Genomic DNA, 20,805 nt, shown 5'->3' with positions numbered 1-20,805 from the left:
CAAAGCCTGCGTTCGGCCAGCGTGGTTTAACGGGGCGCCTCAGATCAAGATCAAGATCAAAAGCAAGAGCACGGCGGCCTAGTAGCCGACCTGAGTGGTTGAAGCAAAAGCAGGGCAAAAGCACAGCAGCACACTCTCTGTCTGATGTACCGAGATCCAACTGTGGGAGCGAGTTCGGCTGCCAGCACCGCAGTGCTCTGTTTTTCTGTGGGAGCTGGCTTGCCTGCGATAGCATCAACGGATTATGCCTGACACACCAAGGTGCCTGCATCGCAGCGATCCGACAAGCCAGCTCCCACTTGGATTTTGTGGTGTCAGGTAGCTGAGGTTTACTTGGGATACAGCGGCGGCAAGCTGGTGGTATCGGTCGCCGGGTCGTGTTCGCGCTCGGCTATCGGGATGGCTTTGACCGCACGCCATAAGTCTTCGCCCAGCCAGAAATGGCCGCCTTCGCTGTAGAGCGCGCCGTTCAATCCGTCGAGAGCATCCGACAACGGCACAAACCGCGCCGCCATATCCGCTAGGGTTTCCGGCTGTTGCCGCGCCCAGGCATCCAGTGCCTGGCGTGTGGCTTGCGGGTCGTTGGCCTGGGTGGCGCGCTTGAGGTCGTCGAGCAGCGAGCGCGGGCTCGGGCCGGTTTGCGCGGTGCGCTGCACGGCGGGTTGGCGGCGCGCACGCCACCACAGGCCAAAGCCCAGCAGGGTGGTGCAGATGAAGATCAGTGTACTGAGTTGCCACAGCCACAGGCGGTCATCGTCCGGTGCTGTAATCACGGTTGGCGTGGCAGGCGTGTCCACCACCAGGCTCGGGTTGGTCGCCACTTGCAGGGTGTGGGCGGGCAGGCTGGTGCGTTCGAGGTGGTCTTCGTGGGTGTTCCACCACACCACTTCCACCGCCGGCAGTTCGACGGCGCCAGCGCGGGTCGGCACCAGCGCTTCGCGGTCTTCGCGGCTGCCGGTCAGGCCGTGGTCGTTGTTCTGGTTGGCGAGCACCGGTTGGTCGGGGTAGCGGCGCAGGCCGTTGATGTCGGTGCTGGGCAGGGCCGGCAGTTGCGCGCTGGACAAGCCTTCGGCCTTGACCGTGAGGCTGCGGGTCAGCGAGTCGCCGACTTGTACGTGCTCAGGCTCAGGGTTCCAGGCTTGCGTCAGGGTCAGGCTGCGGGCCGGTATCCAGGGGGCGTCAGCCGGGTACAGCGCCGGCTTGGGCTTGACGTTCAGCGACAGCTCGGCGGAGCTGACGTGAATCAGCTTGCCCGGCTTGGTGCCTTGCAGCGTGTTCTCCTGGGGTGGGCGCGATTCCACCAGCGTGGCGCTGAAGGTCTGCGCCGCAATCACCAAGGCGCCGCTGTGCTGCGGGTAGATCGCGTAGCGGGTCTCGATCACGCCGTGGCGAATGCTGTTGATGACTTTTTCGTAGGTGCGCGACTCGCCCAGTTGCTCGATGCGTGCATCGGGGATCTGCAACGGCGTGAGGCTGCTGTCGTCGTACAGCGACACCGAGTGGTACACGCGCACGGTCAACAAGGCCTGGGCCTGGACGTACACGCTGCTCTGGTCTAGGTTGGCTTCGATGAACACTGGCGCCAGCTCGGCGCTGGTGTTCTGGCTGGCGGTTTCGACCACTTGCAGGCTGATCGGCTGGGTCTTGAGTTCGCCCACTTGCAGCGGCGGAATCACCACCGTGCCGTTTTCCTTGGGCAACAGGGTGATGATCCAGCGCGTGGTGGCGTGGTTATCGCCGCCCAGGGTGGTGAGTTGGTTGATCTGGCGCGTGCCGCTGACTTCGAACTGCGCATCCAGGGGCGACAGGTCGGGTTTGCCGAACTGGGTGACGTCGCTGGATTCCACCGTCAGCTCCACCGTTTCCCCGGAATTGAGGCGGCTGCGGTCGACGCTGGCAACCAGGTTCGCCGCCTGGGCGTGGCCTGCCGTTAACGCGAGCAGGAGCAGAAGGGTGGTGCGGCGGCTCATCGAGTCTTGTCCTGATGTTGTTGCTGTTCGTACCAGAATTTGCGCCGCAGCAGTTCGCCAGGGTTGTCCGGGATCTCCTGCAGCCATTGCTCCAACGCTTGGCGATGCTCGCCGTCAATCCTGGCATCGGCGGGGCGCAGCGGCGGGGTGGTGGTTTGTTCATCACCCAGTTCGCTGCCCGGTACGTCGTTGCCGCCGGCTTTGGGCGTGCCGCCGGTTTGAGTATCACCCGTGCCGGCCTCGCCCTGGCCTTGGGACGATTGTTCGCCGCCTGAAGCACTTTGCCCGCTTGTGCCCGGTTGCGCAGTTTGGCCGGGTTGGGTGGTTTCGTCATCCTCGTTTTTTTCGGGTTTGGCGGGGTCAGGCTGAGCGTGTTGCTGCATCAGGCTTTCCACCAAGGCTTTGTTTTTCAGCGCCGGTTGCAGGTCGGGCTGGGCTTCCAGCGCCTGTTCGTAGGCGTCGATGGCGGCTTCCAGTTCGCCGGACTTGGCCAGCGCATTGCCTCGATTGTAGTGGGAGTAGGCGTCGTTGCTCAGCGCAAAGCGCTTGATCGCCTCGGCGTAATTGCCCGCCTCATACAGGGCAACGCCTTGCCACTGCGGGTTCTCGAAGCGTTCGGCAGCCTCGGCCGGGCGCTTTTTCTTCAGCAGGTACTGGCCCTGCTGGTCGGGGCGCAGCCACAGGTCTTGAAACTCGAAGGCATAGCTGGGCTGCGGCGCGACCAACAGCAGCAATGGCAGGCAAAACAGCCAGCCGCGGCGCCCGGCGCAGGCGCCAAGCAGCAACAGCGGCAGGAGCAGCCAGTAACCCTGGTCGGCCCAGCTGTCGAGGTGCAACAGTTGGCCGTCGTTGCGCAGGGTTTGCGGGCCATCGAGCAGGTTGAGTTGGCGCAGGTCCTTGTCGTCCAGGCGCGCGGCGCGGTAGTGGCCGCCCATTTCGCTGGCGAAGGCCTTGAGGGTCGGGCTGTCGAGGCGTGGCACCAGGATCGCACCTTGTTCATCCTTGAGGAACTCGCCGCTTTCCTGGGTCACCGGCGTGCCTTCGCGGCTGCCGATGCCGAGGATCGACAAGGTCGGCGCCTGCGCGCCTTGCAACTGCAGGCGGATGCCTTGGCGTTCTTGTTTCGACAGGGACGAGCCGACCAGCAGCAAGCGCCCTTGGCCGAGGCCGCCTTGCTTGAGTAAGCCCAGGGCTTTCTCCACGGCGAGGTCGGCGCGATGGCCGGGCACGGGCATGATCGAGGGGCGCAGGGCTTCGAGCAGGTTGCGGCTGGTGGCCAGGTCATCCGACAGCGGCACCAGGGTGTGGGCGCTGCCGGCATACACGACGATGGCGGTCGGTGCGTCGGCGCGCGCTTGCAGCAAGTCATACAGCTTGCGCCGTGCCTGCTCCAGGCGATTGGGCGGGCTGTCGGTGGCGAGCATTTCCGGGGTCAATTCCAGCAGCACCACCAGCGGGTCGGCGGGTTTCTGGCTGGACTGTTCAACCCTTTGCCAGCTTGGGCCCAGCAAGGCCAACACGGCCAGCAGCCAGGCGATGCCGAGCACCACCCACGGCGATTTGCTCTCGCGGCCGTTGCCACCACTGAGCAACACCGCATGAAAGGCGGGCGGCAGGATCATCTGCCAGCGCCCGGCGCGCTTTTGCCGGTGCCACAGCTGCCACAGCAGCCAGCCGAGCAGCGGCAACAGCAACAGCCACCAAGGACGGAACCAGTGCGGCCACAGGTCGATCATCGACGCCTCCGCAAACGCAGGCGTTTGAGGCGCTGGCGCCATTCAGGGTGCTGTTGCAGGAAATTGCCCTGGGTCGAGAGTTTATTAAAGAAGCGCTGCAGCGCGTTGTTGGGCCAGCGTTCCTGGATCACCACCAACATGCTCAGGACCAGCGCGAGGGCCAATGGCGCGCTGTACAGCGCCTGGGCCGGGCGGGCTTGGGTCGGTTGTTGGGCGACGGGCTCAAGCTGGTCGAGGGTTTCCTTGATCTTCTGCAATTCGTCGCCGTCACGGGCACGGAAGTACTGGCCGCCGGTGGCGTCGGCGATGGCTTTCAGCGCGGGCTCGTCCAGGTCCAGGCTCGGGTTGACGCCAAGAATGCCCAGCGAACCGGTTTGCTCTGGATCGGCACCAATGCCGATCGGGTAGATTTTTACCCCTTCTTCAGCGGCCAGGCGTGCGGCAGTCAGCGGGTCGATCTGCCCGGCGTTGTTGGCGCCGTCGGTGACCAGAATCAGCACGCGGCTTTGTGCCGGGCGCTGGCGCAGGCGTTTAAGGGCCAGGCCAATCGCATCGCCGATGGCGGTGTTCTTGCCGGCGATGCCGATGCGCGCTTCATCCAGCCAGGTGCGCACGGTGCGTCGGTCAAAGGTCAGCGGGGCTTGCAGGTAGGCCTGGCTGCCAAACAGGATCAGGCCGACGCGGTCGCCTTCACGGCTTTCCAGGAAGTCGCCGAGCAAGTGTTGCACCAGGCTCAGGCGGCTGACGTCTTCGTCCTGCCAGTGCATGTCGGGGAAGTCCATGGAGCCGGAGACGTCCACGGCGACCAATAAGTCGCGGCCGCTGGCGGCAATCGGTAGGGGTTCGCCGAGCCATTCCGGGCGGGCCGCAGCGGTGAGCAAGAGCAGCCACAGCACCACGAACGGTGCTTGTTGGCGCCAGCCCGGTAGGTTGATCCGCGCACGGCGGCGGGCCAGGCCTTCGAGGTCGGCGAGGTAGCTGACTTTCAGCGCGGGTTCGCCGCTGTCGGCCACCGGCAAGATAAGCCGCATCAACCAGGGCAATGGCAGCAGGGCGAAGATCCACGGCCAGGCGAACTCAAACATGTTTGCGAATCCAGGTGTCGACGGCTTGGGTCAGGCCGGCGATGGCTTTGTCGTCGAGTTTGCATTCGGGTTTGTAAGCGCCTTCTACCAGCACCATCCAGCGTGTGAGGCCGGCGGCCGGGCAGCGGTTGTCGAGGAACGCCAGCCATTTGCGCCCGTTGAGGGTATGGCTCTGGCTGTAGGGGTAGTCGTTGCGGCACAGGCGTTTGAGCAGGCCGTTGAGTTGCTGCAGCCAGGCGCCGGCGGGTGCGCCGTCGTAGGGTTTGGGCATCAAGGCCAGCTCGGCCAGGGCGGTGATGCGCAGCGGGTCCAGCGGTTGTTCGGCGCGAGCCACCGGGCGGCGCGTGGGCAGCAAGCGACGCAAGGACCACAAGCCCCAGCCGAGCAGCGGAACCACCAGCAGCAACAGCCACCAACCCGGCGCAGGCGGCCAGAAGCCGATGGCCGGTGGGGCGATCAGCGGTTGCAGTTGATCGAGGCTGCTCATTGTTTTTTAACCGGGCGTTGCGGGTTGAGGTATTCGCGCAGTTGCTCGACCATTTCGCTCTGGGTGCTTAACGGCATCAGCAGGATTCGCAGTTTCTGCGCGAATAATTCCCAGCGGGCGATGCGGGCTTCGGCCTGGGCCTTGTAGGCTTGGCGCAAGTCGAAATTCAGTGTGTCCAGTTCCAGCTGCGCGCCGCGCTCGGCAAAACGCAACAGCCCCGCAGCAGGCAGGGCGTGGTCCAGCGGGTCGGAAATCGGCAACAGCAGCAGGTCGCAATGCCGCGACAGCAGGCTCAGCTGTTGCTCGGCACCTTCGGTCAGCGCGCGCTCATCGCAAATCACGATCACCAGGCTGCCAGGGCGCAGCACTTCACGGCCACGGCGCAGGGCCATGCCCAAGGCGTCGGCTTCGGGGCGGCTCTCGGTATTGAGGCTCTGGTTGACGCGCACCAGTCGGTTGAGCAGTTGCAGCAGGCTTTGCTTGCTGCGCCGGGGCTTGATTTCATAGTGCTCGTTGTCGCCAAACACCAGCCCGCCGACGCGGTCGTTGTGCCCCAGCGCCGCCCAGCCGATCAGGCTGGCGGCTTGCGCGGCGAGCACCGACTTGAACATCTGGCCGGAGCCGAAAAACAGCCGGCAGCTTTGCTCAACCATGATGAAAATCGGCCGCTCGCGTTCTTCGTGGAACAGCTTGGTGTGCGGCTCCTGGGTGCGCGCCGTCACGCGCCAGTCGATGGTGCGCACGTCGTCCCCAGCCTGGTACACGCGCACCTGGTCAAAGTCGACACCGCGCCCGCGCAGCTTGGAATGGTGCAGGCCGATCAGCGGGCTGCGCTGGCTCGGCGTGGAAAACAGCTGCACTTCGCGCACGCGGTGGCGCATCTCAATCAATTCGCTGAGCGTGACGCGGATCCCATCGCTTGCATTCATGGGGTTCAAGCGACGGCAACGACGTCGAGAATGCGTTGCACCACGCGGTCCTGGTCGATGCCGGCGGCTTCGGCTTCGAACGACAGAATGATGCGATGGCGCAGCACGTCGAACAGCACCGCCTGGATATCTTCCGGGCTCACAAAGTCGCGACCGGCCAGCCAGGCGTGGGCGCGGGCGCAGCGGTCGAGGGCGATGGAACCGCGTGGGCTGGCGCCGTAGGCGATCCACTCGGCCATCTCCGGATCAAACTTGGCCGGGGTGCGCGTGGCCATGACCAGTTGCACGAGGTATTCCTCTACGGCGTCGGCCATGTACAAGCCGAGGATTTCCTTGCGTGCAGCAAAGATTGCCTGCTGGCTGACACGGCGCTCAGGCTTGGTTTCGCCGTTGAGCGCCTCGCCACGGGCTTGTTGCAGGATGCGCCGTTCGACGGCGGCGTCCGGGAAGCCGATTTTGACGTGCATTAGGAAACGGTCGAGCTGGGCTTCGGGCAGTGGGTAGGTGCCTTCCTGCTCGATGGGGTTTTGCGTGGCCATCACCAGAAACAGCGGCGACAACTCGTACGTGCTGCGCCCCACGCTGACCTGGCGCTCGGCCATGGCTTCGAGCAACGCCGACTGCACCTTGGCCGGCGCACGGTTGATTTCGTCCGCGAGCACCAAGTTGTGGAAGATCGGCCCTTGCTGGAACACGAAGCTGCCGGTTTCTGGGCGATAGATCTCGGTGCCGGTGATGTCGGCGGGCAACAGGTCGGGGGTGAACTGGATACGATGGAACTGCGCTTCGATGCCTTCGGCCAACTCTTTGATGGCTTTGGTCTTGGCCAGGCCCGGCGCGCCTTCTACCAGCATGTGGCCGTCGGCGAGCAGCGCGATCAGCAGGCGATCGATGAGTTTTTCCTGGCCGAGAATCTGCGTAGAAAGAAAGGTTCGCAGCGCAAGCAGCGCTTCACGATGTTCCATCGATGACGGTTCCTGGAGAGATTGGCCGGGCATTGAGAAAAAAACGCCTGGCCTGGGGGGCTTACTTTAATGCATCGAGGGGTGCGGCGACTAACGGCGCGCGGGGTATTTTTAGGAAAACTTGTAGGAATTTTGTGTGTGCAGCACAAATTGTGCTGAAGGCTTGCCTTGCCCATGTGGGAGCTGGCTCCCACATTTGATCTGTGCGGCAGTTTAGATTCGGGTAAAGGTGCCGGTGCCCTTGAGAATGTTCTGCAAGGTCTCTTCAACTTCAGCCAAATCCGACGCGGCAGTGGCGTGGGTGATCTGCAGCTGATCCTTGCCACCCAACGCGTCGGCGTCCCCGGCGGCCAGTTCAACCAGCAGCGTCGTGTCACTCAGGGTGACCTTCAGCCCATCGAGGGTCGACGGCTCGTAGTCCCAGGTCAGTTCAACCTCATCTTCATCCGGGTAACGGGTGAGCATGAACATCTCGCCGTTTTTACCGTGGCAGCAGAGCATAGCCATGTTGTCTTCTTCGTCGTCGCACGGGGTGGCCATCAGTGCGTCAGTGTTCAGTTGCAGCATGGGAAATCCTGTCAGGGGGAGGGCGCAGCTCGGCAATTGTGCCATTGCGGCGAATTTTGTGCTGCATCATATGTCAGACCCAGTGCATGACCTGACGGGCAATACCAGTCATTTTCGGTACTCCCAGGCTTGAATATAGCCGGATTTTCTTCGGGAAAATCCAGGTTGCCCAAGTCGCAACCTCAAGCCTGCGTACCGATGACCGAATATGTCGCAGCATCGCAAGCAGTTGTCTTCCTACACTCGTTAAGCTGCGCAACGGATGTGCCCTGTGCCGGGAGCCTGACCTGCCCGTCGTACCGTCGCCTGGTAAGGTGCACTTCTTATGGAAGTTGTATGTGACCTGACTGTCTTGTCCAGCTTCACCCACCTGTCACCCTGATTCGTTTATGGTGCTTATTATCCGTACCGACGAACAGCGCTGACGGTCTCCCCGCAAGGGGATAACACGCGACGCTTCCATCAATAACAAGCCCAAGCGGAGTACCACAGATGGCGTTCTTCACCGCAGCCAGCAAGGCCGACTTCCAGCATCAACTGCAAGCGGCACTGGCGCAGCACATCAGTGAACAGGCACTGCCACAAGTGGCGCTGTTCGCTGAGCAATTCTTCGGCATTATTTCCCTGGACGAACTGACCCAACGTCGCCTTTCCGACCTGGCCGGTTGCACCTTGTCTGCTTGGCGCCTGCTTGAGCGCTTTGACCACAGCGCCCCGCAAGTGCGCGTTTACAACCCCGATTACGAACGTCATGGCTGGCAATCTACCCACACAGCGGTCGAAGTGCTGCACCATGACTTGCCCTTCCTGGTGGACTCGGTACGTACCGAGCTGAACCGTCGTGGCTACAGCATCCACACCCTGCAAACCACCGTGCTCAGCGTGCGCCGTGGCAAGAAGGGCGAGTTGCTGGAAATCCTGCCTAAAGGCACCCAGGGCGAAGGCGTCCAGCAAGAATCGCTGATGTACCTGGAAATCGACCGCTGCGCCAATGCCGCCGAACTCAACGTGCTGAGCAAAGAGCTTGAGCAAGTGCTGGGCGAAGTGCGCGTGGCCGTGTCCGACTTTGAACCGATGAAGGCCAAGGTCCAGGAGTTGCTGGACGGTATCGACGCCAGCCAGTTCAGCATCGACGGCGAAGAAAAAGCCGAGATCAAGAACTTCCTGGAGTGGCTGGTGGGCAACCACTTCACCTTCCTCGGCTATGAAGAGTTCGTGGTACGTGACGAGGCGGACGGCGGCCATATCGAATATGACGCCAGCTCCTTCCTCGGCCTGACCAAACTGCTGCGTGCCGGCCTTACCGCCGAAGACCTGCGCATCGAAGACTACGCCGTGGCCTACCTGCGTGAACCGACTGTGCTGTCGTTCGCCAAGGCCGCGCACCCAAGCCGCGTGCACCGCCCGGCTTATCCGGACTATGTGTCGATCCGTGAGATCAGCGCCGACGGCAAGGTCATCAAGGAACACCGCTTCATGGGCCTCTACACCTCCTCGGTGTACGGCGAAAGCGTGCGGGTGATCCCTTATATCCGTCGCAAGGTTGCGGAAATCGAACGCCGTTCGGGCTTCCAGGCCAAGGCTCACCTGGGCAAAGAGCTTGCTCAGGTGGTTGAAGTGCTGCCCCGTGATGACCTGTTCCAGACCCCGGTCGACGAGCTGTTCAGCACTGTGATGTCGATCGTGCAGATCCAGGAGCGCAACAAGATCCGCGTGTTCCTGCGCAAAGACCCGTACGGTCGTTTCTGCTACTGCCTGGCCTACGTGCCGCGCGACATCTATTCCACCGAAGTGCGCCAGAAGATCCAGCAAGTGCTGATGGATCGCCTGAAAGCCTCGGATTGCGAGTTCTGGACCTTCTTCTCCGAATCCGTGTTGGCCCGTGTACAGCTGATTCTGCGGGTTGACCCGAAGAACCGCCTGGACATCGACACGCTGCAACTGGAAAAAGAAGTGGTGCAGGCCTGCCGCAGCTGGCAGGACGACTACTCCAGTCTCGTCGTCGAAAGCTTCGGCGAAGCCCAAGGCACCAATGTGCTGGCAGACTTCCCGAAAGGCTTCCCGGCCGGTTACCGCGAGCGTTTTGCGGCGCATTCGGCTGTGGTCGACATGCAGCACCTCAACAGCCTGACCGAAGCCAACCCGCTGGTGATGAGTTTCTATCAGCCGCTGGGCCAGGTCTCCGGCCAGCGCGAGCTGCATTGCAAGCTCTACCACGCTGACACGCCGCTGGCACTGTCCGACGTGTTGCCGATCCTGGAAAACCTCGGCCTGCGTGTGCTGGGTGAATTCCCGTACCGCCTGCGCCGTGCCAATGGCCGTGAGTTCTGGATTCATGATTTCGCGTTCATCGCCGCCGAAGGCGTGAACCTGGACATCCAACAGCTCAACGACACTCTGCAAGACGCGTTCGTACACATCGTCCACGGCGATGCCGAAAACGATGCGTTCAACCGTTTGGTACTGACTGCCGGCCTGCCATGGCGCGACGTGGCGCTGCTGCGTGCCTACGCGCGTTACTTGAAGCAGATCCGCCTGGGCTTCGACCTCGGTTACATCGCCAGCACCCTGAACAACCACACCGACATCGCTCGCGAGCTGACCCGGTTGTTCAAGACGCGCTTCTACCTGGCGCGCAAGCTCACCGCCGATGACCTGGAAGACAAGCAGCAACGCCTGGAACAAGCGATTCTCACGGCCCTTGACGATGTTCAGGTGCTTAACGAAGACCGCATCCTGCGTCGCTACCTGGACCTGATCAAGGCCACCCTGCGCACCAACTTCTACCAGACCGACGCCAACGGCCAGAACAAGTCGTACTTCAGCTTCAAGTTCGACCCGCGCGCGATTCCTGAGCTGCCTAAGCCGGTGCCGAAGTTTGAAATTTTCGTCTACTCGCCGCGTGTTGAAGGCGTGCACCTGCGCTTTGGCAACGTCGCGCGTGGCGGCCTGCGTTGGTCCGACCGTGAAGAAGACTTCCGTACTGAAGTGCTTGGCTTGGTAAAAGCCCAGCAAGTGAAGAACTCGGTGATCGTGCCGGTGGGCGCCAAAGGCGGCTTCCTGCCGCGTCGCCTGCCATTGGGCGGCAGCCGGGACGAGATCGCGGCCGAGGGCATCGCCTGCTACCGCATCTTCATTTCCGGCCTGTTGGACATCACCGACAACCTCAAAGACGGCGCCCTGGTGCCTCCGGCCAACGTCGTGCGTCATGACGACGATGACCCGTACCTGGTAGTGGCAGCGGACAAGGGCACTGCGACCTTCTCCGACATCGCCAACGGCATCGCCATTGATTACGGCTTCTGGCTGGGCGATGCGTTCGCATCCGGTGGTTCCGCCGGTTACGACCACAAGAAAATGGGCATCACCGCCAAGGGCGCGTGGGTCGGTGTGCAGCGTCACTTCCGTGAGCGCGGCATCAACGTGCAGGAAGACAGCATCACTGTGGTGGGCGTCGGCGATATGGCCGGTGACGTGTTCGGTAACGGCTTGCTCATGTCCGACAAGCTGCAACTGGTCGCGGCCTTCAACCACCTGCACATCTTCATCGACCCGAACCCGAACCCGGCGACCAGCTTCGTTGAGCGTCAGCGCATGTTCGAGTTGCCGCGCTCGGCCTGGACCGACTACGACACCAGCATCATGTCCGAAGGCGGCGGTATCTTCTCGCGCAGCGCGAAGAGCATTGCCATTTCGCCACAGATGAAAGAACGCTTCGACATCCGGGCCGACAAGTTGACCCCGACCGAACTGCTGAACGCCTTGCTCAAGGCGCCGGTGGACCTGTTGTGGAACGGCGGCATCGGTACTTACGTCAAGGCCAGCACTGAAAGCCACGCCGACGTGGGCGACAAGGCCAACGACGCCCTGCGCGTCAACGGCAACGAGTTGCGCTGCAAGGTGGTGGGCGAGGGCGGTAACCTCGGCATGACCCAGCTAGGTCGTGTGGAATTCGGCCTCAATGGTGGCGGTTCCAACACCGACTTCATCGACAACGCCGGTGGTGTGGACTGCTCCGACCACGAAGTGAACATCAAGATCCTGCTCAACGAAGTGGTGCAGGCCGGTGACATGACCGACAAGCAGCGCAACCAGCTGCTGGCGAGCATGACCGACGAAGTCAGCAGCCTGGTGTTGGGCAACAACTACAAACAGACCCAGGCCCTGTCCCTGGCCGCCCGCAAAGCTTACGAGCGTGCCGCTGAGTACAAGCGCCTGATGAGCGACCTGGAAGGCCGTGGCAAGCTGGACCGTGCCATCGAGTACCTGCCGACCGAGGAGCAGCTCACCGAGCGCGCTTCCACCGGCAAGGGCCTGACGCGTCCGGAGCTGTCGGTGTTGATCTCGTACAGCAAGATCGACCTCAAGGAAGCGCTGCTCAAGTCGCTGGTGCCGGATGATGACTACCTGACCCGTGACATGGAGACCGCGTTCCCACCGAGCCTGGTTGCCAAGTTCGGCGAAGCGATGCGCCGTCACCGCTTGAAGCGTGAGATCGTCAGCACCCAGATCGCCAACGACCTGGTCAACCACATGGGCATCACCTTCGTTCAACGGCTCAAAGAGTCGACCGGCATGAGCCCGGCGAACGTGGCCGGCGCTTATGTGATCGTGCGTGACATCTTCCATCTCCCGCACTGGTTCCGTCAGATCGAAGCCCTGGACCACCAGGTCTGCGCCGACGTGCAACTGGAGCTGATGGACGAGCTGATGCGCCTGGGCCGCCGTGCCACGCGCTGGTTCCTGCGCAGCCGTCGCAACGAGCAGGACGCTGGCCGCGACACCGCACACTTCGGTCCGCACCTGGCGGCGTTGGGCCTCAAGCTCGACGAACTGCTGGAAGGCCCGACCCGTGAAGGTTGGCAGACCCGCTACCTGGCTTACACCGAAGCGGGTGTACCGGAGTTGTTGGCGCGCATGGTTGCAGGCACGACTCACCTGTACACCTTGCTGCCGATCATCGAAGCCGCTGACGTGACCGGGCATGACGCCGCCGAAGTGGCCAAGGCCTACTTCGCCGTCGGCAGCGCCCTGGACTTGCCGTGGTACCTGCAGCAGATCAGCGATCTGCCGGTGGCCAACAACTGGCAAGCCGCGGCCCGCGAAGCCTTCCGCGACGACGTGGACTGGCAGCAACGGGCGATCACCATCTCGGTACTGCAAATGGCCGACGCGCCACAAGACATGGAAGCCCGCGTGGCCCTGTGGCTTGAGCAGCACCAGGACATGGCCGATCGTTGGCGCGCAATGATGGTGGAAATTCGTGCCGCCGTCGGCACGGACTACGCCATGTACGCGGTCGCCAACCGTGAGTTGCTGGACCTGGCGCTGAGTGGTCAGTCGGTGCTGCAACCGGCTTGATCAGGCAGTAAAACAAAAGCCCCCGTATCGTGAGATGCGGGGGCTTTTTGTTGGAACACGATTTATCAAACAACGGGTTCAACGGGGGGAGCAGGCAAGCCAGCTCCCACATTTTGATCTCCACAGGTTAGCGTGTAGCCGCGCCGGCTGGCCCCAGGCAAGGCTGGATGGCTTTCTTCAACCCGTTGTTGTTTGCCGGCAATAAGAACGATGCCGTCAGCGGCTTGCCGCCCTCAGTGGCGGGGGCCAACGAAAGTGTCAGGGTTTGCCCGCGCGAGGCATCGGTGGCCCAGTAGGCTAATTCCTCTCGCGGGACAGAGGTGCTGAGCTCAAAGACCAAACCCATCTGGAACATCCCGCCGTAATTCCAGACGCCACTGACCACGTGTTCGACGGCGGCGCGTGTGCCTGTCGTGATACTCAGTGGCCCATTTGCGCTGGCATCCTTGCCTTCAAATGGGTCGACGTCCCAGCCCAGTAATTGCGGGATGATCTCCAGCGACAGGCCAGCGTTTGGGTTCTGCGGGTGACAGCTGATCACAAGGTTAGCCTTCATATGGTGATCACCGTAAGCGCTGCCACCAAAGGTACGTGCGGCCAACATCGGGCCTTCTGGGTAGGGCCGTTCAAGCAACCACACAGGGTTCGCATCGGTGATGACATGAGTGTCGGTCGTGGCCTTCTCACCTGCTTGTGCAAAGGGAATGAACAGGGCAGCGATTAGCGTAAAGGTCAGGGCTTGCATAGAGGTATTCACCCGCGTGTAAGGCTTTCTGGAGTGCCCGCATTGTGCGGATAGTTGGTCATCTGTGCTGTCAGTAAATACGCAAAAAACCTTTCTATCGTATAAACCCTGTTGTGCGATTACGTCATGTATGCGGTAGCCTGCCGTGAGCGGATAGGCCTGGTGCTGATTTATCAGCGTCGTTAAATGAGGGCTGTACTCCAACACAACCAGATCAAGCGAGGCTGTATGCGACTTTGTATTTTCTCAGGTTCAAGCCCGGGCCGGTTGCCGGTGTACTCGGAGATGGCGGCTCAACTGGGCCATGCGCTGGCCAAGGCGGGTATCGGTGTGGTCTACGGTGGTGCCTCGGTTGGCTTGATGGGTGCGGTGGCTGATGCCGCGCTGGCCAGTGGCGGTGAAGTGATCGGTGTGATGCCGGGGTTCCTGGCCGAGAAAGAACTGGCCCACACTGGCCTTCAAGACCTGCGGATCGTCAGCTCCATGCATGAGCGCAAGGCGCTGATGGCTGAGCTGTCCGACGGTTTTATCGCGTTGCCCGGCGGCATCGGTACGTTTGAAGAGTTGTTTGAGGTGTGGACCTGGGCGCAACTCGGGCAGCACGCAAAACCTTGCGCCTTGCTCAACATCAACGGTTTTTACGACGGCTTGGCCACGTTCCTCGACACGGTTGTCAGTGAGGCGTTTCTAAAACCCGTGCACCGCGACATGCTCATCGTTGAACCGAACGTGGAGCGTTTGCTGGCCGCGGTGCTGAGTTATCAGGCGCCCAACGTGCCCAAGTGGATCAACCGAGAAGACACCTGAAGGTGCAAAAAAAACGACGCGGTGGTGACCGTCAGTTGAGTTTCAGCAGTTTCGCTTCCAGGTGATCCAGGTGCTGGGTCATCAGGCTGATCGCGCCAGTCACATCACGTTGTTCCAGTGCATCCACAATCGCCACATGCTCCTGCCACGCACAATACGTACAGGCTTGCGCCTCGTATTGGGCAATGATCAGCGAGGTCAGCGGCACCAGGCTGTTGAGGAACTGCGCCAAGGGCGCGTTACGTGCCATCGCGGCCAATTGCAGGTGAAACTCCCCGGACAGCCGAATTGCCGGGCCGCGTTGGTCGCGCTCGATGTACTCACGCTCTCGGGCGATCAGTTCGCGTAACTGGCGGATGTGCGTCGGCGTGGCCTGGGCACAGGCCAGCTGCACCACGGTGATTTCGGTCAGGCGCCGCGCTTCTAGAATCTGCCGTGTTTGCTGGGCATCCGGCGCTGCGACCTGAGCGCGTTGGTTGGGGCGCAGGATGATGACTTGTTGGTGAGACAGTTTTGCCAATACACGGCGAATAACACTGCGGCTGACACCAAAGGTTTCACCCAGGCCTTCTTCGGTAAACCGGCTGGAGGGCGCGATGCGTTGTTCGAGTATGGCGTCGAACAAGCGCGGGTAGATGTCATCCACCGAGGGCTTTTTGCCTGCCACCAGGCGCAGGGCAGGGAGGATGGGGTGGCGTTGCAGGGCGTGGGCGGTCATGGCCTGTCTCCAAAAATTCAGCTGCCCAGATGGTCGTCCGGGATGTTCAAGCGAATGCCCATGCGCAGGCCTTCCTGGAGGATGTGCCGACGCATCTCGGCACTGGCCAGGGCGCTGTTCTTGTTGCGGATAGCGCGCACCACGGCCTCGTTTTCCTGCAGGCGTTCCGCCAGGTGTTCGGGCGAATTACGCAGCACCTGGGCGCTTTGCTTGAGGGCGTTGCTGGTCTGTTGCACCACGTTCTGGAAGATCGGGTTGGAGGTCAGCGCGAACAGTTCTTCGTGGAAACCGATGTAGGCGTTCATGCCCGCTTCGGCGTCACCGGCATCCAGGGCTTCGCGCATGTCCATCAGGGTCAGGCGCAATTGGCCGACTTCTTTGCTGCTGATGGATTGGGCGACCAGGCCGACAATGAACGGCTCGAGGGTGTAGCGCAGTTGCAGGATGTCTTCCAGGCTGGCATCGGCCACGGCGTCACTGGATTGCGGTTCGCTGACGCTGGTTTCCAGCACCACCACACCTTTGCCGGGCATCGAGCGCACAAGGCCCAGGGTTTCCAGCACGATCACCGCTTCACGCAGGCTTGGGCGGCTGATGCCCATTTGTTCGGCCAGTTCACGCTGGCCGGGCAGCATTTCGCCACGCCGCCACTGGCCGCGCTTGAGTGCGGCGCGCAGTTTTTCTACGACTGAATTGACGACGGTTGAGGTGCTGATCACGTCTACGTCTCCTTGATAGTGCAAATACAATGGTGAGTCTTGTGACGATCCAGTGTGAGAGCTGGCTTGTCTGCGATGACTGACGGTCAGTCAACATCTCTATTGCTGACCCACCGTTATCGCAGGTAAGCCAACTCCCACAGTGGATCTGTGTTGTTTATGAAATCGCTTAAAACTCTTGATGCGCCGGCAGCACCGGCTTCTTGGCCTGGAAGGCATAGCCTTGCTGGCCGTCGAGCACCTTGTTGGCGCGCTGGATATCGATGTCTTTTTCCCAACGGGCAATGGCCACGGTGGCAACACAGTTGCCGATCAGGTTGGTCAATGCACGCCCTATACCCATGAACCAGTCCACCGCTAACACCAGCACCAGCCCGACCACCGGAATCGCCGGGATGGCGGTGAGGGTCGCGGCTAGAATCACCAGCGCCGAGCCCGGAATCCCGTGAGCGCCCTTGGAGGTAATCAGCGACACCAGCAGGATGGTCAGCAAGTCGGTCATCGACAGCGGGATGCCGGTGGCGTTGGCGATAAACACGATGGCCAGGGTCAGGTAGATCGAGAAACCGTCGAGGTTGAATGAATACCCCGTCGGAATCACCAAGCCTACCGTTGAGCTGCCAATACCCAGGTGCTCGAGTTTACGCATGATCTGTGGCAGCACCGCATCGGATGAGGCGGTGCCCATCACGATCAGCAACTCTTCGCGCAGGTACTTGAGCAACGGCAACATGCGCAGGCCGGACAAGCGCATCACCAGGCCCAGCACCAGCCCGACAAAGGCAAAGCAGGTCAGGTAGAACAAGCCTACCAGGCTGCCCAGATGTTGCAGCGAATCCAGGCCGTAGGTGCTGGTGGTGAAGGCGATGGCGCCGAACACGCCAATCGGCGCCAAGCGCACGATCATGCCCATGATGCGGAAGATCACGTGGCTCAGCTCGTTAATCAACCGCGAGATGCCCGAAGCGGCTTCGCCCACCAAGTTCAGCGCGCTGCCGAACAGCACTGAAAACAGCAGCACTTGCAGCACGTTGTTGTCGGCGAAGGCGCCGATTACCGAGTTGGGGATCAGGTCCATCAGGAACTGGCTGGTGCCACGGATATGTTGGCCCTTGTCAGCCAGTTCATTCAGGCCGGCGGAGGACAATTGCTCCAGGTGGATATTGGCGCCGGTGCCGATGCCGGTGCTGAAGGCCATGATCAGGCCGATCACCAGCGCAACAGTGGTCAGCACTTCAAAGTAGATCACCGACTTGAGGCCGATGCGCCCGACTTTCTTCAAGTCGCCGGCGCCGGAAATACCGCTGACCACCACGCAGAACACGATCAAGCCAATCAGCATCTTGATCAGCTTGATGAAGCCGTCACCCAGGGGTTTGAGTTGCGAGGAGAATTCGGGAAGGGCCAGGCCGCAGGCGATGCCGAGCATCAGGCCAATCACGACTTGCAGGAAAATCGAACGCGAGCACCATCTGAGCATGGGAGGGATCTCTATTCGGTGCCCTGGTGGTTCCAGGGCTTAATTGTTGTGGTCTTACCGGTAAGTCCAGTGCGTGGCCAGTCTACGCTGGGTTTTTTTGAAATCACAAGTAGATATTGAACGGTTGACAGGTTCCGGTCTGACCAGTTGGTCGGTAAGCGTGATGCTTGAGCGGTTGGTGGTTTGGAAATTTTTTCGCTTATCATCCGCGGCAAGATTGGCGAGGTGATCGATGGACAGACCAGGACTGACCACGCACGCAGGGCAGACGCATTGCACCTGGCGCACAGCGGCGCCGGAATACCCGCGTTACCACGACCACGAGTGGGGCGTGCCGGTGGCGGATGATATCCAGCTGTACGAGAAGATTTGCCTGGAGGGGTTTCAGGCGGGCATGGCCTGGATCACCATCTTGCGCAAGCGCGAGCAGTTCCGGGTGGCGTTTGAGGGCTTTGATTTTCGTCGCGTGGCGCGGTATGGCGAGGCGGACATTGAGCGGCTGATGCAGGACCCCGGCATTGTGCGCAATCGGGCGAAGATCGTGTCCACCATCAACAATGCGCGCAGGGCGTGTGAGCTGGTGGATGAAACTGGCTCGCTGGCGCGGTGGGTTTGGGCGTTTGAGCCTAGCGAGGAGGAGCGCCCGGCCATGGTGGACATGGCTTATTGGACGGGTAATCCGACGTCACCGGCTTCGGTGAGGTTGTCGAAGGCCTTGAAGAAACGCGGCTGGACCTTTGTTGGCCCCACCACGATGTATGCGCTGATGCAGGCGATGGGGATGGTCAATGATCACTTGGACGGCTGTGCTTGCCGACCGCTGATCGAGCAAATGCGGCGGGAGTTCAAACGGCCCTGAGCCCTCGTACCCAGCACCATTCAAACGGTGGGAGTTGGCTTGCCTGCGATAGCGGTGGGGCAGCTCATGCATCTGTGTCTGATGTACCGCAATCGCAGCCAAGCCAGCTCCCACATTGACCTTGTGGCGTGGGGGTTACCGCGCAAGCGGCGTCAGCACCTCAGCCTTTTCATAAGACGATTCACCCACCTTGTAGGTTATCGCCTTTTTACCGCGCGGGAGAAAGCTGCATTGGCTTGGAGCGAGTCGGTGGCAACGCTGGCGACGCTCAAGCGTCGGGGATGAACTGTTTACGGCGGTGCGCGTGGAGTTCAGCGAGCAGGAACGGGTGGACCTGACCATGGCGGTGTCCAGCATCAGTGGCTGGAACCGCCTGGCGGTGAGTTTTCGTCGGCAACCGCCGAACGCTTGATCAGGACAGGAAACCGCCGTCCACATTCAGCGACACCCCGGTGGTGTAGCTGGAGGCATCGCTGGCCAGGAACAGCACTGCGCCGGCCATTTCGCTGGGATCGGCAACGCGCTTGAGTGGGATCTGCGCCAGGGCCATCTTCAGGATCGAATCGTTCTTCACCAGCGCCGAGGCGAACTTGGTGTCGGTCAGGCCCGGCAGCAGGGCGTTGCAACGAATGCCGAACGCTGCGCATTCCTTGGCAAACACCTTGGTCATGTTGATCACCGCGGCCTTGGTCACCGAGTAGATGCCTTGGAACACGCCTGGGGAAATCCCGTTGATCGACGCCACGTTGATGATGCTGCCGCCGCCGTTCTCGCGCATCAGCTTGCCGGCTTCCACCGACATGAAGAAGTAGCCGCGAATGTTCACGTCCACGGTCTTCTGGAACGCGCCCAGGTCGGTGTCCAGCACGTTGCAGAATTGCGGGTTGGTCGCGGCGTTGTTGACCAGGATATCCAGGCGGCCGAACTGTTCACGGATGCCGGCGAACACCTGGGTGATCTGCTCCATTTCACCAATGTGGCACGCCACGGCGGTGGCTTTGCCGCCGTCGGCGATGATCGCATCCGCCACGTGCTGGCAGCCTTCCAGCTTACGGCTGGAGACGATCACGTGGGCGCCTTGCTGGGCCAGGAGTTTGGCGATGGCTTCACCGATACCGCGGCTGGCGCCGGACACAAAAGCAATCTTGCCGTCGAGGTCGAACAGGTGGGTCTTGGACATGTGGGGTTCCTTGTTCTTCAAGATAGAGTTCTTGCCGTCAGAGTGCGGATTTACCGATGACATTCAGGCTCATTTGCTCCAGCAGCTTGTTCATGTGGATGAACTGCGCAAAGCGTTTGTCCTGGGTCTGGCCGTGGAAGAAGCGGTAGTAGATCTGCTGCACGATGCCGGCCAGACGGAACAGGCCGTAGGTGTAGTAGAAGTCGAAATTGTCGATCTGAATGCCGGAGCGCTCTGCGTAGTAATCGACGAACTGGCGGCGGGTGAGCATGCCGGGGGCGTTGCTCGGCTGGCGGCGCATCAGTTGCACCGGGGCCGGGTCGGCGGCTTCGATCCAGTAGGCGAGGGTGTTGCCCAAATCCATCAGCGGGTCACCCAGGGTGGTCAGTTCCCAGTCCAGCACGCCGATGATCTGCATCGGGTTATTGGGGTCCAGGATCACATTGTCAAAGCGGTAGTCGTTGTGCACGATGCTGGAGGTCGGGTGGTCGGCCGGCATCTTGTCATTGAGCCAGGCGCGCACGGCTTCCCAGCTCGGGGCGTCGGGGGTCAGGGCTTTTTCGTAGCGGTCGCTCCAGCCGCGAATCTGCCGTTCTACGTAGCCTTCGGGCTTGCCCAAGTCGGCCAGGCCGCAGGCTGCGTAATCCACCTGATGCAGCTCGACGAACTTGTCGATAAAGCTTTTGCACAGTGCTTCGGTCTTGGTCGCGTCCAGGCCCAGTTCCGGCGGCAGGTCGGAACGCAGGATGATGCCGTTGACCCGCTCCATCACATAGAACTCGGCACCGATGACCGATTCATCGGTGCAATGCACGTAGGCTTTGGGGCAATAAGGAAAGCCGTCTTTAAGCTGGTTGAGAATGCGGTACTCGCGGCCCATGTCGTGGGCGGACTTGGCTTTGTGGCCAAAGGGCGGGCGGCGCAACACGAATTCCTGGCCCGGGTACTCCAGCAAGTAAGTCAGGTTGGACGCACCGCCAGGGAACTGGCTGATCTTGACCGTGCCGTGCAGGCCCGGAATATGGGCCTTGAGGTAGGGATCGATGAGGCTGGCATCAAGTTCTTCGCCTGGGCGAATCTGGGTCGATTGGTCGTTAAGCGCCATGCTTATCCCTTCTGCTTATTCTAAAGGCCTTGGACTATTGGCTAATCTAATGCGCACCGCCGCCCAGCGACAAGGTCGGGGCGGCTTAATAG

At 61.4% G+C, this 20,805-nt stretch carries 16 protein-coding genes; 3 read left to right on the top strand and 13 right to left on the bottom strand.

Annotated elements, in window-relative coordinates:
* Nucleotides 1-329: 329 nt before the first annotated feature.
* The 7 genes from KZH41_RS17215 to KZH41_RS17185 form a co-directional block, all read right to left on the bottom strand.
* Entirely contained in the window at nucleotides 330-1,970 is a 1,641-nt protein-coding gene (locus tag KZH41_RS17215; protein ID WP_242150226.1) for a BatD family protein, read from the bottom strand.
* Entirely contained in the window at nucleotides 1,967-3,706 is a 1,740-nt protein-coding gene (locus KZH41_RS17210) for a tetratricopeptide repeat protein (protein ID WP_094952758.1), read from the bottom strand. Before KZH41_RS17210 ends, KZH41_RS17215 begins: the two co-directional genes overlap by 4 nt.
* Nucleotides 3,703-4,791, bottom strand: a complete 1,089-nt coding sequence (locus KZH41_RS17205) for a vWA domain-containing protein (protein ID WP_094952757.1) — start codon at nucleotides 4,789-4,791, stop codon at nucleotides 3,703-3,705. Before KZH41_RS17205 ends, KZH41_RS17210 begins: the two co-directional genes overlap by 4 nt.
* Nucleotides 4,784-5,278, bottom strand: coding sequence for a DUF4381 domain-containing protein (locus tag KZH41_RS17200; RefSeq protein ID WP_094952756.1), 495 nt, complete (start codon nucleotides 5,276-5,278; stop codon nucleotides 4,784-4,786). The genes KZH41_RS17205 and KZH41_RS17200 overlap by 8 nt, the downstream gene beginning before the upstream one ends.
* A complete protein-coding gene (locus KZH41_RS17195) occupies nucleotides 5,275-6,207 on the bottom strand; it encodes a DUF58 domain-containing protein (protein WP_263273221.1) in 933 nt (310 codons plus the stop codon). The genes KZH41_RS17200 and KZH41_RS17195 overlap by 4 nt, the downstream gene beginning before the upstream one ends.
* A 5-nt stretch (nucleotides 6,208-6,212) precedes the next feature.
* A complete protein-coding gene (locus KZH41_RS17190) occupies nucleotides 6,213-7,172 on the bottom strand; it encodes an AAA family ATPase (RefSeq protein ID WP_017739127.1) in 960 nt (319 codons plus the stop codon).
* 213 nt (nucleotides 7,173-7,385) lie between these two features.
* Nucleotides 7,386-7,739 carry a hypothetical protein gene (locus KZH41_RS17185; protein WP_094952754.1) on the bottom strand — a complete coding sequence of 118 codons (354 nt, stop codon included), beginning with the start codon at nucleotides 7,737-7,739 and terminating at the stop codon, nucleotides 7,386-7,388.
* Nucleotides 7,740-8,231: 492 nt separating this feature from the next.
* Between KZH41_RS17185 and KZH41_RS17180 the strand changes: the two genes are divergently transcribed.
* A complete protein-coding gene (locus KZH41_RS17180; RefSeq protein WP_263273215.1) occupies nucleotides 8,232-13,100 on the top strand; it encodes an NAD-glutamate dehydrogenase in 4,869 nt (1,622 codons plus the stop codon).
* Nucleotides 13,101-13,227: 127 nt separating this feature from the next.
* Here KZH41_RS17180 and KZH41_RS17175 read toward each other — a convergent pair whose 3' ends face one another.
* On the bottom strand, nucleotides 13,228-13,845 hold the full coding sequence (locus KZH41_RS17175; RefSeq protein ID WP_263273214.1) for a hypothetical protein: 618 nt from the start codon (nucleotides 13,843-13,845) through the stop codon (nucleotides 13,228-13,230).
* A 228-nt stretch (nucleotides 13,846-14,073) separates the two neighbouring features.
* Between KZH41_RS17175 and KZH41_RS17170 the strand changes: the two genes are divergently transcribed.
* Entirely contained in the window at nucleotides 14,074-14,652 is a 579-nt protein-coding gene (locus KZH41_RS17170) for a TIGR00730 family Rossman fold protein (RefSeq protein ID WP_094952751.1), read from the top strand.
* Nucleotides 14,653-14,683: 31 nt separating this feature from the next.
* Here the strand turns inward: KZH41_RS17170 and KZH41_RS17165 are convergent, their stop codons facing one another.
* The 3 genes from KZH41_RS17165 to KZH41_RS17155 form a co-directional block, all read right to left on the bottom strand.
* Nucleotides 14,684-15,370 carry a GntR family transcriptional regulator gene (locus KZH41_RS17165; RefSeq protein ID WP_263273212.1) on the bottom strand — a complete coding sequence of 229 codons (687 nt, stop codon included), beginning with the start codon at nucleotides 15,368-15,370 and terminating at the stop codon, nucleotides 14,684-14,686.
* 17 nt (nucleotides 15,371-15,387) lie between these two features.
* Nucleotides 15,388-16,089 (bottom strand): FadR/GntR family transcriptional regulator, encoded by a 702-nt coding sequence (locus tag KZH41_RS17160; RefSeq protein ID WP_094952749.1) that lies wholly within the window; start codon nucleotides 16,087-16,089, stop codon nucleotides 15,388-15,390.
* 169 nt (nucleotides 16,090-16,258) lie between these two features.
* Entirely contained in the window at nucleotides 16,259-17,584 is a 1,326-nt protein-coding gene (locus KZH41_RS17155) for a C4-dicarboxylate transporter DctA (protein WP_263275115.1), read from the bottom strand.
* Between the two features lie 217 nt (nucleotides 17,585-17,801).
* Between KZH41_RS17155 and KZH41_RS17150 the strand changes: the two genes are divergently transcribed.
* Complete coding sequence (locus KZH41_RS17150; RefSeq protein WP_263273210.1) at nucleotides 17,802-18,428, top strand: DNA-3-methyladenine glycosylase I; 627 nt, start codon at nucleotides 17,802-17,804, stop codon at nucleotides 18,426-18,428.
* Nucleotides 18,429-18,840: 412 nt separating this feature from the next.
* Here the strand turns inward: KZH41_RS17150 and KZH41_RS17145 are convergent, their stop codons facing one another.
* Nucleotides 18,841-19,608 carry an SDR family oxidoreductase gene (locus tag KZH41_RS17145; RefSeq protein WP_094952746.1) on the bottom strand — a complete coding sequence of 256 codons (768 nt, stop codon included), beginning with the start codon at nucleotides 19,606-19,608 and terminating at the stop codon, nucleotides 18,841-18,843.
* 37 nt (nucleotides 19,609-19,645) lie between these two features.
* Nucleotides 19,646-20,713 carry a phosphotransferase family protein gene (locus KZH41_RS17140; RefSeq protein WP_242150191.1) on the bottom strand — a complete coding sequence of 356 codons (1,068 nt, stop codon included), beginning with the start codon at nucleotides 20,711-20,713 and terminating at the stop codon, nucleotides 19,646-19,648.
* Nucleotides 20,714-20,805: the final 92 nt, after the last annotated feature.

The organism is Pseudomonas sp. YeP6b, assembly GCF_025642995.1.
Taxonomy (GTDB): domain Bacteria; phylum Pseudomonadota; class Gammaproteobacteria; order Pseudomonadales; family Pseudomonadaceae; genus Aquipseudomonas.
Note: the sequence above shows the minus strand (reverse complement) of the source record. Positions and strands in the feature narration are given on the sequence as shown.